This is a genomic window from Photobacterium sp. R1 (genome assembly GCF_054600795.1).
Genome location: NZ_BAAHZP010001088.1, coordinates 1 through 230 on the forward strand (window position 1 = coordinate 1; position 230 = coordinate 230).

Sequence of the window (230 nt, forward strand, 5' to 3'; positions counted from 1 at the left end):
GTTACACATTTCGAATGCCGTTCAAATCGCGGACTGGGAAATTGAAATTTCAGTGATTCGTGCTCAGGGAGCCGGCGGTCAGAACGTCAACAAAGTTTCAAGTGCTAGTCACCTGCGTTTTGATATCCATCGCTCCTGATTGCCTGATTTTTATAAAGAAATACTCGTTAATTTGTCTGATCAGCGCATCACAAAAGACGGCGTGATGATTATCATGGCGCTTCTGTTTC

General features: G+C 43.9%; 1 pseudogene. It reads left to right on the forward strand.

Annotated features, from left to right (window positions below):
* Positions 1-230 (forward strand): annotated as a pseudogene (locus ACYP03_RS28420) (aminoacyl-tRNA hydrolase); the annotation flags it as partial.